Origin of the sequence: Sinorhizobium fredii USDA 257 (assembly GCF_000265205.3) — a bacterium.
Lineage (GTDB): Bacteria > Pseudomonadota > Alphaproteobacteria > Rhizobiales > Rhizobiaceae > Sinorhizobium > Sinorhizobium fredii_B.
Map to the genome: position 1 here is coordinate 1,446,052 of NC_018000.1, position 11,580 is coordinate 1,457,631.

10 protein-coding genes are annotated in these 11,580 nt (G+C 62.7%); 5 read left to right on the top strand and 5 right to left on the bottom strand.

Annotated features, from left to right (window positions below):
• Nucleotides 1-75: 75 nt before the first annotated feature.
• Nucleotides 76-546 carry a carboxymuconolactone decarboxylase family protein gene (locus tag USDA257_RS06650; RefSeq protein WP_041413963.1) on the top strand — a complete coding sequence of 157 codons (471 nt, stop codon included), beginning with the start codon at nucleotides 76-78 and terminating at the stop codon, nucleotides 544-546.
• The gene (locus USDA257_RS06655; RefSeq protein ID WP_041413964.1) at nucleotides 546-1,403 is read left to right on the top strand and encodes a sigma-70 family RNA polymerase sigma factor; all 858 of its coding nucleotides are present in this window, start codon (nucleotides 546-548) and stop codon (nucleotides 1,401-1,403) included. Before USDA257_RS06650 ends, USDA257_RS06655 begins: the two co-directional genes overlap by 1 nt.
• 173 nt (nucleotides 1,404-1,576) lie before the next feature.
• On the opposite strand, the gene USDA257_RS06660 is transcribed toward USDA257_RS06655, so the two are convergent.
• A complete protein-coding gene (locus USDA257_RS06660) occupies nucleotides 1,577-1,825 on the bottom strand; it encodes a helix-turn-helix domain-containing protein (RefSeq protein ID WP_014762141.1) in 249 nt (82 codons plus the stop codon).
• Between the two features lie 567 nt (nucleotides 1,826-2,392).
• Here USDA257_RS06660 and USDA257_RS06665 point away from each other — a divergent pair.
• Entirely contained in the window at nucleotides 2,393-4,213 is a 1,821-nt protein-coding gene (locus USDA257_RS06665) for an ABC transporter ATP-binding protein/permease (RefSeq protein WP_014762142.1), read from the top strand.
• Nucleotides 4,214-4,223: 10 nt separating this feature from the next.
• Here USDA257_RS06665 and queE read toward each other — a convergent pair whose 3' ends face one another.
• From queE to queC, 3 genes are read right to left on the bottom strand one after another with little or no spacing between them, the layout of a single operon-like run.
• Nucleotides 4,224-4,961, bottom strand: a complete 738-nt coding sequence (gene queE, locus USDA257_RS06670) for a 7-carboxy-7-deazaguanine synthase QueE (protein WP_144051902.1) — start codon at nucleotides 4,959-4,961, stop codon at nucleotides 4,224-4,226.
• Nucleotides 4,958-5,314 (bottom strand): 6-carboxytetrahydropterin synthase QueD, encoded by a 357-nt coding sequence (gene queD, locus USDA257_RS06675; protein ID WP_014762144.1) that lies wholly within the window; start codon nucleotides 5,312-5,314, stop codon nucleotides 4,958-4,960. Before queD ends, queE begins: the two co-directional genes overlap by 4 nt.
• Complete coding sequence (gene queC, locus USDA257_RS06680) at nucleotides 5,314-6,024, bottom strand: 7-cyano-7-deazaguanine synthase QueC (protein ID WP_014762145.1); 711 nt, start codon at nucleotides 6,022-6,024, stop codon at nucleotides 5,314-5,316. The genes queD and queC overlap by 1 nt, the downstream gene beginning before the upstream one ends.
• Before the next feature lie 345 nt (nucleotides 6,025-6,369).
• On the opposite strand from queC, the gene USDA257_RS06685 reads away from it, so the two are divergent.
• On the top strand, nucleotides 6,370-7,956 hold the full coding sequence (locus tag USDA257_RS06685) for an ArnT family glycosyltransferase (protein ID WP_144051903.1): 1,587 nt from the start codon (nucleotides 6,370-6,372) through the stop codon (nucleotides 7,954-7,956).
• A gap of 221 nt (nucleotides 7,957-8,177) precedes the next feature.
• On the opposite strand, the gene USDA257_RS06690 is transcribed toward USDA257_RS06685, so the two are convergent.
• Complete coding sequence (locus USDA257_RS06690; protein WP_041413965.1) at nucleotides 8,178-9,992, bottom strand: ABC transporter ATP-binding protein; 1,815 nt, start codon at nucleotides 9,990-9,992, stop codon at nucleotides 8,178-8,180.
• Nucleotides 9,993-10,495: 503 nt separating this feature from the next.
• Between USDA257_RS06690 and galE the strand changes: the two genes are divergently transcribed.
• Nucleotides 10,496-11,476, top strand: coding sequence for a UDP-glucose 4-epimerase GalE (gene galE / locus USDA257_RS06695; RefSeq protein WP_014762148.1), 981 nt, complete (start codon nucleotides 10,496-10,498; stop codon nucleotides 11,474-11,476).
• The last annotated feature ends 104 nt before the right edge of the window (nucleotides 11,477-11,580 follow it).

Consider the following 11,580-nt stretch of genomic DNA (forward strand, 5'->3'; position numbering starts at 1 on the left):
AAAAAATCGCCGTGCATGTCACATTGGCCGGATCCTGTCTCGTCATGGTGTCGTAACCAACAAAGGAAAGCCACCATGACCGCCAAACTTGATCCTTTGGCCGCTGCCCCTTCCCTCATGAAGAACTGGATGAGCACATCGATGGCCGTCGCTTCGAGCCTCGAGCCTACGCTTATCGAACTGGTCAAGATCCGCGCATCGCAGATCAACGCCTGCGCCAACTGCATCAACATGCACACGGCGGAGGCCCGTGCGAAGGGCGAGACCGAGCAGCGGATCTATCTGTTGTCGGCCTGGCGCGAGGCCCCGTGCTATACGGATCGCGAACGCGCCGCGCTCGGGTGGACAGAGGCCCTGACGCGGCTGTCGGAAGGACATACGCATCAAACAGCCTATCAGGCCCTGAAGGCGCATTTCACGGAGGAGGAGCAGGTGAAGCTCACGCTGATGATCAATGTCATCAACGGCTGGAACCGCATCGCGGTCGGCTTCGGTCTGTGGGTCGATCCGGCAGCGGCAGCGGCCGCCGCCAAGGCGGTCGCCTGATGGCGGGCGCCGGGCACGAAGATGCCGCACTGAGCTTCGATCCGCTGCGTCCGAAGCTCATGCGCGTCGCCTATCGTATGCTCGGCTCCGGCGCCGACGCCGAGGACATTGTGCAGGAGGCCTTCATCCGCTGGATGGGGGCCGACCGCGTTGCCGTGCGAGAGCCGGAGGCCTTCCTGCGTCGTACGGTGACTCGGCTCTGCCTCGATCAGCTGAAATCGGCACGGCGCCAGCGCGAGACTTATGTGGGGCCCTGGCTACCCGATCCCGTCGTCGAGGAAGAAGAAGACCAAGACGTCACGCTGCCGCTGATGCTGGCACTGGAGCGCCTCTCGCCGCTCGAGCGCGCGGCCTTCCTGCTGCATGACGTGTTCGGACTGGCATTCGAGGAGGTGGCGGCGACCATCCAGCGCGACCCGGCTGCCTGCCGGCAGCTCGCCACCCGCGCGCGCACCCATGTCCGCGAGGCGCGACCTCGCTTCCGTGTCGAGAAGGAGCGTGGCATCGAGCTCGCCAAGGCATTCTTCACCGCATCGCGCAGCGGAGACATGAAGGCGCTCGGTGCCATGCTGGCGGCCGATGTCAGCATCCATTCCGACGGCGGCGGCAAGCGCCCGGCGGCCATGCAGCCGGTCATCGGATTCGATGCGGTGATGAAGGTGCACGAATATCTGGCGGTTCTGTTTCAGAAGAACGGCTCGAATCTGGTACGTGCCGGCTTTGTCAACGGACTGCCCGGTTTCGTCACGCTGGAAGCCGATGGTGAACTCCAGACGACGGCACTCGAAATCGAGGACGGAAAAGTCGCCGCGATCTATGTGGTGCGCAACCCCGACAAGCTCAGGCACCTGCACTAGATCATTTCATTATTTGAATGAATGAAGTGATCCAACCCTTTGAAACTACGCAATTCCAGACGGAGAACCGTTACACACTTTTCCTGGAATTGCTTTAGGCTGTGGGGCGAGTTCAGAAGAACTGCGGGGAAACATGGACCCGGCCGACGCATATCATCGGCCGGTCACTCAAATCAAATTTCGGCAGGCAGGAAGTCCGAAACCGGCACCTGAAGGGCTATGGCGATTCGCTTCAGTTTTGCCGGATTGTTGTCCATGCCGCTTTCAATTTCGCTAATTTCAGCATTGGCGAGACCACAGGTGACGGCGAGATCCTCGATGCTGTAGCCAACGGCTTCACGAGCGGCCCGGACGCGAGCGGCGATATCGCCGCCGAGTATGGCAGAGGCGCTGTGGCCAATGCTGGAGGGTGAAATGGACATAAATGTCTCCTTCTCTTGGCATGAAATTCTAGCGAATTCGCGGTTGAGTGCGGGTGACACGCGCCTTGGGACAAGCGGTAACGTTTTATGTCAATGTTGTAACATGAACAAGCCGAAATGACCGGTGCTGCTACGATTGCGCTCCCAAGGCGATCACAGTAGCGATGCCGCGCACCCCCAATAGGCAGCAAAACCTGTTTCCATGGGGGCCGGTTGCCCGTAAACTGGCTGCATGGTTGTTACTGATTTGGCTGCATTTCAGCACCTACGGATATTCAGTCGTATTTTTGCCTTGAACGGGCTGCCGCCCGCCCCTGAATGCGGGCATTTGATCGGCAGTCTCCGACCGTCCCGACTTTTACAGGATGTGCAATTGCCGACGATCCTGGAGCGGGGCATTGACCTCGTTGATTCGGTATCGCTGCGAGCCTGCGTCCACTGCAGGACCGACCGAGATCGCAAAAACCCTGAACCGTCTGTTGGTGCGTCGTGCTTGCCGATCAGTCCGGCGTACCGACCGTCGGGTTAGGCCCGACAGGCTGTGCCCCTCGAAGGGAGGAACTGACGATGAAGAAACCGCCCGGCAAGAAGACCGCGCCCCGATCGCCGGCCGCACCGCCAGAGGGCAGCAGCATCTGGCAGCAGTTCGACATGATGCGGCGTGCCTTCGTCGCCTCGCCGCTTCTGAAGCCGATCCTGTGGCTGACGGCCGGCAGCTTCACCGTCATCGTCGTCACCGCGATCGGGCAGATCATCCTCAACCGCTGGTACAGGCCTTTCTTCGACGCGATCGAACGGCGCGACCTCAATGCCTTTTTCTATCAACTCATGCTGTTCCTCGTCATTGCCGGCGTTCTCCTGGTGTTCAACGTCACCCAACAGTGGCTCAACCAGATGGTGCGCCTGAAGCTGCGTGAAGGATTGACATTGGACCTGATCGGCCAATGGATGCGGCCGCGGCGCGCCTTTCGGCTCGCAAATGCGGGCACAATCGGCGTCAATCCCGATCAGCGAATGCAGGAGGACGCCGGCCACCTCGCCGATCTCACTACCAGCCTCGGCTTCGGCCTTCTGCAATCGTCGATCTTGCTCATCTCCTTCGTCGGCGTCCTGTGGTCGCTCTCAGCCGGCTTCGCCTTCCAGATCGGCGACAGATCCCTGGAGATCCCCGGCTACATGGTCTGGGCGGCGATCCTCTACGCCGGCTCGGCCTCCTGGCTGAGCTGGCTGGTCGGACGCCCCCTGATCCACTTGAACGGCGAGCGCTATGCGCGGGAGGCCGATCTGCGCTTCTCGATGATGCACGCCAACGAGCATATCGACGGCATTTCGCTTGCGGGCGGCGAGGCGGGAGAGCGCCGGCGGCTGGAACTCGATCTCGCCGCGGTGCTCAGCGCCATGCGCAACATATTCCGCGCCGAAATCAACCTTGGCTGGGTTCAGGACGGCTATGGCTGGGTCACGGTCGTGGCGCCCATCCTCGTCGCCGCGCCCGTCTATTTCGCCGGGAACATCAGCTTCGGCGGCCTGATGATGGCGGTCGGCGCCTTCAACCAGGTCCACACGTCGCTCAAATGGTTCGTCGCCAATGTCAGTGCCATCACCGACTGGCGGGCAACACTGCTGCGCGTCGCCGCCTTCCGCCGCGCGCTGATCGTGGCGGACACCCTGCACGACAAGGAAAAGCGGATAGAATTCGTCGAAAACGACAGAGGCAGCCTGACATTCGACAATCTCGAGGTGGTCTCGCCGTCGGGACGAACGAGGCTCGCCGAGCCCCATATCGAGATCGCCGTCGGGCAGCGCGTCATCATCAGCGGCGATCCACGCGCGGGCAAGACATTGCTCTTCCGGGCCCTTGCCGGTCTCTGGCCTTGGGGCAGCGGACGCGTCGGTCTGCCCGCCGACGATGACGTCGCCTTCATACCGCGCGACCCCTATTTCCCGCGCGGCCGGCTGCGCAATGCGCTGGCCTACCCTCGCCCCGAAGGCTTTGCCGACTCGGAGATTGTCGCCGCCCTCTCGAAAGTCGGTCTCGACCATCTTGCGACATCGCTCGACCGCGAGGCCAGGTGGGAGCGCGAACTCAGCGACGACGATCAGCGCCTCTTGGCTTTCGCTCGGCTGCTCCTGCAACGGCCGCGCTGGGTAATCATCGATGAAGCGCTCGAGACCATGGACAGCGATGCACTGAAGCTGGCGCTGTCGATCTTCGAGACCGACCTCAAGGAAACGGCAGTCGTCAAGATCGGCCGCACGCCACGCAATGGCGCGCTGTTCTCACGCGTCATCCATCTCGTCAAGGATGCCGAAGGCCCGGCGTTGAAACCGGTCCCCCTCGACGCAGGCGTGCCAGAGTTGGAAATGGCGGGGTCGAGCGCGCCTTGATTGCTCGCGGCTACACGCCGCGCCTGTTGCCCCAGATCAGCACGTGCAGTTGCGGCAGCACGCGCGCCTCGAACCATTTGTCCGCGATGACCTTCTCGACCAGCCAGCGCATCCGCTCCGTCACGCCCTCGATGTCGATCGGCGCATCATCGTCATCCGGCGGTGGCGGTGTGTGGTTGCCCGGCTGCAGATAAATCGGCAATTGCGGATGGCGGGCCGCCGCCGCCCGTGCATAGGCGTAATCGGCCTCGTCGAAGACGACGATCTTAATCACTGTCTGCGGCTTGCCCCCAACCATCCGAAGACAGGCGTCGAATGCCTCCCAATCCGTCTCCATGCCGCTCGAGGGCGGTTTCGGGCTCAACACCAGCATGTCGAGTTCGGCGAACCAGTCGCGGGCGACCGAGCCTTGTGTCTCCAGGGCGAAACGGTAGCCTTCCCGATGACCGCGGGCGATCAGCTCCCCGAACGGCTGGATCGCCGGATTGCCGCCGGAAAGCGACACCGTCAAAGGCATGCCTCCGGAAAGCCGGGTGACTTCGCTCCAGACTTCCTCTGTCGTCATCGACCCCCACTCATCGCGATACGCGCTGTCGACGGCGTGCAGGCTATCGCACCAGGAACAGCGGTAATCACAGCCGCCGGTGCGGACGAATACCGTCGGCAGGCCGATCAGCGCGCCCTCGCCCTGGATCGTCGGGCCGAAGATCTCGCTGACGCGGATCTCGGCGGGTCGCATGCCGGTCATGGCCGATATTCCGCCCAGGTCTTCGCCGTCTCGCTGACCCGCACCGCCGTCGTCTCCGGCAGCCGCGCCTTGCACCATTCATAGAAATGCTGCGCCAGGCATTCCGCCGTCACCCGGTCATGACCGAGCACGTCGTTCAGGTGGCGGTGGTCGAAGGCCTCGTCGATATAGTGCTTCAGCGGGGCAAGCTCGTGATAGTCGCGCACGAAGCCGTGCTCGTTGAGCGTTGCGGCCGAAAGCTCCACTTCGACGACATAGTTGTGCCCGTGCAGCCTTGCGCACTGATGCTCGGGCGGCAGGCTCTTCAACTGGTGCGAGGCGGAGAAGTGGAATTCCTTGGTGATGCGGAACATCAGCTCACCTCCTCGGCGGCGAAGGCGCGCGTGGCCGCGACCCAGAAATCCGGATCCTCATATTCTGTCGGGTCGGCGACGCCGGCGAGGTGAAAAGCTTCCCGCCGCTCGACGCAGGTGCCGCAGCGGCCGCAATGGCGCGTGCCGCCTTTATAGCAGGACCAGGTCTCGGCAAAGGGCGTGCCGTGTTTCGCGCCGTCAGCGACAATGTCGGCCTTCGATACGTTGACATAGGGCGTGTGGAGGGTGACGTCGGCATATCCTTCCAGCGCATGATTCTGCATTGTCTGGAAGGCATTGATGAAGCCCGGCCGACAGTCGGGATAGATGAAGTGGTCGCCGCCATGCACGGCGGCCGCGACCGCATCGGCCTTGCGGGCCGCCGCGACGCCGAAGGCGATCGCCAGCATGATCGCGTTGCGGTTCGGCACGACCGTCGCCTTCATCATCTCTTCCGCATAATGGCCGTCCGGCACATCGACGTCGTCGGTCAGTGCCGAACCGGTCAGATGGCGGCCGATCTCGCGAATGTCGATGATCTGGTGCGGCACGCCGAGGCGCTCGGCACAGGCGGCGGCGAAGTCCAGTTCCTTGCGGTGCCGCTGGCCGTAGTCGAACGACAGCAGGCCGAGAAGCTCATCTTCCGCCGCGATCCTGTGCGCAAGCGAAACGGAGTCCAATCCGCCGGAGCAGATTACGATGGTTTTCATGACAGGTGTCCTTGTTTTGACCGGGTAGGCTGCGACCGGAGTGTTACCTGCCGGCCTTTTAGAGCCTTTCATGCCCAAATGAAAGGGATGTTTGGAAAGACACAAAGGTTGTCACTGCTCCCCTGAAATTGGACAATCACCAATGAGTGCAGTGATACTGAGCGAGGCCCGAGACCTTTCCCCAGGCTGCTTCGTTCTTCTGCTACACAGGCGACAATCAGCGATTGCTTGGCTATAGTTGCCCTCGACTGATGGACACAGGCGCTGCCACGCCACGTCCGCGAGGCACGTTAAGGTCGTTGTCGCATATCGAGTTTTTGCGTCGTTCGGATGTATGGGAGGTATATGTCGGTTTTCGGTCTCAGGCCCAGCAATGGCGTGGTGCTTGCCGCGATCCTGGTGCTGGCGGCCCTGTTCCGTTTGCATGACGTGCAGCAGCCACTGGTCGATGCCTTCAGTTGGCGCGAGGCCAGCACGGCGATGATGGCCGACAACTTCTTCCAGCGGAGCTGGAACATCTTCTTTCCGGAGGTGAGCTGGACCGGGCCGGGGCCTGCCTATCAGGGTCGCGAGCTTCAGGTGATATCTTATATCACCGCCCTGCTCTATGCCGTATTCGGTTGGGACGAGGTGCTGGGGCGGCTCGTCGCCATCGCCTTCGGCGTCTGGGGCGTCTTCGCACTGCACCGGCTGATCGAGCGCATCTGGGGCACGGCCCACTCCCATGCCGGCGCCTTCCTGCTGGCGATCATGCCCGGCTCGGTGATGATCGACCGCTCGTTCCTGCCAGACCCGGCGATGCTGTCGCTGGTGATAACAGGCGCATGGCTCTATGTGGCCTATCTGCAGAACGACCGCTTACCGCTCCTCGTTGCCGCCGGGCTGATCACCACCATCGGCGTGCTCGCCAAGCTGCCGGGGATCGCGGTCGTCGTGCCGATGACCTATGCGACCTTTCTCATCCTGCACCGGAGAGGCAAGCTCAGCCTTCGCCGCATCCTGCAGATCCTGCCCGTCGCACTTATCGCCGGCGCGCTCATTCTCGGCTACTATCGCTGGGCCCACTATGTCGGCACCAACTATCCGCCCTATCACATCGCCGGCAGCGGCTACCTCTGGAGCGATGGGCTCGCCAAGTTTTTCAGCGAGGCCTTTTACATTCCGGCAACTTGGAAGATCGCCAGCAACTGGCTCTTCACCCTGCCCGTAGTGATGCTTGCGGGGATCGCGCTCTTGACCGCACCACCGACGGCGAATGACCCGACGCCCGTCCGCGCGCCTTGGTTCTTCCATGTCTGGCTCGCCGGCGCGGCGCTCGTCTATTTCTTCGCCGCGCGCGAGATCAAGACCAATCCCTGGAACTTCCATATCTTCAACGTGCCGATGGCCGCACTTGCCGGGCGCGGGCTGATCCTGTTGATCGGCATAGGCGGCGAGCAGGCGGGGGGTATCCGGTCGCGCGCGCTGCGCTTGGCGGCGATCGCAGCCGTCGTCATCATCGGCGGCAGCATCCCGGGGCTCACGCTGATGAAGACGCCCTATGCCGATTCCGGCTACAAGCTCGGCACACGGCTCAGCGAACTCAGCCAACCCGGCGATCTCGTCATCACCGCCACGCCCACGATCGGCGATCCGGTGGCGATCTATTACAGTCGCCGCCGCGGCTGGGTTTTCCCGCCGGGCGGCGGTGACAACGATTGGTCGATGCTGATCGAGGACGAGGACGCGATCCGGGCGCTGGAGGCGCTGCGCGCCCAGAAGGCGACCTGGTTCGGCATCACCAAAAATGCGCGCGACATGCAGCGGCGCAAGCTCATCGAATACAACAGGGGGCTGATTGCCCATCTCGACGGGACTGCCGAGCGCGTCGTCGATGATGACACGATGCTGATCTACCACCTGGCTCCTCGCGTCGATGCCGCGTCGAATTGAGGGAAGGCTCCGGTTTCGACTGAATTGCAGCCGCGAGCTTGCGACGTTCGACGCGCGGCTTAACTTGGCCCCTCACCCAAGATGCAATTCCAGGAGAAGTGGAAATGGTTCCCCCCGGAACCGCGTCGCTCTAAGCGGTCGGGGCATTTCATTTATGAATGGCCGGCCGCGCAAGAAAATTCCTCTTACCCGGCCGGCGGTGCGGTTGCGACGAGCCTCACTCAGCCGTCGCTGAGCACGAGCCCTTTGGTCAGTTCCAGTGCCTGCCTTTCGAAGAGGCTCCGGTAGATGCCGCCCTTGAGGCGGATGAGCGTGTCGTGATCGCCCTCCTCCGCGATGCGGCCCCGATCGAAGACCAGCAGGCGGTCGAGTGCCCGCACGGTCGACAGCCGATGCGCGATCACCAGCGTCGTGCGGCCGGTCATCAGCCGTTCCATAGCCCTCTGGATCAGTACCTCGGATTCCGAATCGAGGCTCGACGTCGCCTCGTCGAGGATCAGGATCGGCGCATCCGCCAGGAAAGCCCGGGCGATGGCGACGCGCTGACGCTCGCCGCCGGAAAGCTTGACGCCGCGTTCGCCCACCAGTGTCGCATAGCTCTTCGGCAGGGCCGTAATGAAATCGTGCGCGCTCGCAAGACGTGCGGCCTCCTCGACCTCGTGCTGCGTCGCGCCGGGGCGCCCATAGGCGATGTTCTCGGCGAGCGAGCGGTGAAACAGCACCGGCTCCTGCTGGACGATGGCGATCTGCTGGCGCAGCGAGGCCTGCGTGACGCCGGCAATATCCTGCCCGTCGATGCGGATCTCGCCCGACTTCACGTCGTGGAGCCGCTGGATCAGCTTGACGAACGTCGTCTTGCCCGAGCCGGAATGGCCGACAAGGCCGACCCGCTCGCCGGGGCGGATCATGACCGAAAACCCGTCATAGAGGGGCGACCGATGGGCTCCGTAGTGGAAGGTCACATTTCGGAACTCGATCTTGCCGTCGGTGATCTGGATCGGCCGGGCAGCGGCGCGGTCTTCGATCCCAAGCGGCTGGGCGTGGATGGCAACAAGCTCCTCCATGTCGTTCACCGAACGCTGCAGGTTGCGGATGTGCATGCCCACCTCGCGCAGATAGCCCTGCAGGATGAAGAAGGCGGTGAGCACGAAGGTGATGTCGCCGGCGCTGACCTTGCCCTCGGCCCAGAGCATCAGCGCAAGACCGAAGATCGCGGCGCGCAGGACGAGGAGCATCGCGCCTTGCGCCGTACCATTGAGTGTCGCGCGCGACCAGGTGCGGTCGGTCCGGTTTTCCCACTTGCGCAGCACCCGGGCGAGTCGGGCGTCCTCGCGTTTCTCCGCCCCGAAGCCCTTGACGACGACGTTGCAGCTCACCGCGTCGGCGAGCGCGCCGCCAAGACGCGTGTCCCAACTATTGGCAAGGCTTGCCATCGGCGCGACATAGCCGAGCGAGAGCGACAGCGTAACCGCGATGAAGAGGACGGAGCCAAGTCCGACGATCGCGCCCATGATTGGCCAGTGCCAGGTCATCAACGCCGTCGAGCCGATGAGCATGACGATCGAGGGGAACAGGGCGACGAGCAGCGTATCATTGAAGAGGTCCAGCGCCCACATGCCGCGCGTGACCTTGCGCACGGTCGAACCGGCGAAGCTGTTGGCATGCCAGTCGCTGGAAAGCCGCTGAATGTGATGGAAGGCGCCGGCGGCGATGTCGGACATCATCACGAGCGTGAGGCGCACGATGCTCATGAAGGCGACATGTCTCAGGACGATGGCGCCGAGCGACAGGACCAGCAGGATCAGGAAAGCCGAGACCGCGGCATTCCAGGCGATCGCGTCGGTGGCCGCACCGGATACCACCGCATCGACCAGCCGACCGGAATAGAGCGGCGTCAGCACATCGGCCAGCGTGGACAGCAGCACGACGCCGAGAATGCCTGCAAGCCGCACCGGCTGCTTCTTCCAGTGCGCCCAGGAAAAACGGAAAACATTGCGGAAGGCGCGATCACGCGCCGCAAAACGAGTAAACGCCATATGACTTGCCCGGTGGCAACGCACCGGCCTCAACATCTGATCAGCAAGGGATGCCGCCCGGGAAGAATGCGCGTGCGACATTGATGGAACGGCGCCGTCTCCGAAAAAGGAGGGGCCGGACGGTCTGGGATCCGTCATGCAATCAGGAAGCGCAGGCGCTTCCGTTCACGAGGTCAGGATCGTGGACCGCCCCGTAGGGAGAAGCAATAGCCTGTCATCGTAACCTCCCTGTTCTGATTGCTGGAGGACCGCTTATAGTTGAAGTCGTCTTCCGTGCCAAGCGTCAATATTGCATTCGTCGCGATGCCACGGCAAAGTGCTGCATGTCTGCCACAGTTGCGGCGCCTTCGCCGATGCGATCCCGAAGCGAACCACCGTTCGGCGTTGTCTGAAGCGCCATCTTTTGCAGAACTTTCACACTGTGTTGGAAAATCGCCGCTATTGGTTGCGAAGCCTAATGCCGTTCCATTCCATTTTCTGAAGTCATTCCCTGAGGTTGCCCAGTGCAGAACAACAACATCCTCGTCGTCGGCGGTGCCGGCTATATCGGCTCCCACACCTGCCTCCGACTGGCCGAGAAGGGCTATACCCCCGTCGTTTTCGACAACCTTTCCAACGGACACGAGGAATTCGTCCGGTGGGGCGTGCTGGAGAAAGGCGATATCCGTGATCGGCGGCGCCTCGACGATGTGCTGGCCCGCCATCAGCCACGCGCCGTCCTGCATTTTGCCGCCATGATCGAGGTCGGCGAATCGGTCAAGGATCCGGTCGCCTTCTACGACAACAACGTCATCGGAACGCTGACCCTGCTGTCGGCAACGCTTGCCGCCGGCATCGAAGCTTTCGTCTTCTCGTCCACCTGCGCCACCTATGGCCTGCCCGACAGCGTACCTATGGACGAAACGCACAAGCAGGCTCCGATCAATCCCTATGGTCGGACCAAGTGGGTCTGCGAGCAGGCGCTCAAGGACTACGGCCTCTACAAGGGCCTGCGGTCGGTGATCCTGCGCTATTTCAACGCTGCCGGCGCCGATTTCGAGGGCCGCATCGGCGAATGGCATGAGCCGGAGACCCACGCGATCCCGCTGGCGATCGACGCGGCGCTCGGGCGACGCGAAGGCTTCAAGGTCTTCGGAACGGACTATGAGACGCGCGACGGTACCTGCGTGCGCGACTATATCCACGTCCTCGACCTCGCCGATGCGCATGTGCGCGCCGTCGACTACCTGCTCGAGGGAGGCGACAGCGTCGAACTCAATCTCGGCACCGGCACGGGGACGACCGTGAAAGAATTGCTCGCGGCCATCGAAAAGGTCTCCAAGCGACCGTTCGAAGTTGACTATGTCGGACGCCGCGAGGGCGACTCGACGACGCTCGTCGCCAACAACGACAAGGCCCGACAAGTGCTCGGCTGGGAGCCGCAATACGACCTGGCGGCAATCACCGCGTCGGCCTGGAACTGGCATTCGCGCCGAAACGGTTGAGCTCCGACTCGCCGGGCCTAAAGCGGGATGAGGAAAAGTGTGTGCGGTTTTCCGCCCGCATCCCGCTCTAACTTCTTGGAATGGATCCGGATTTTGATCGACCC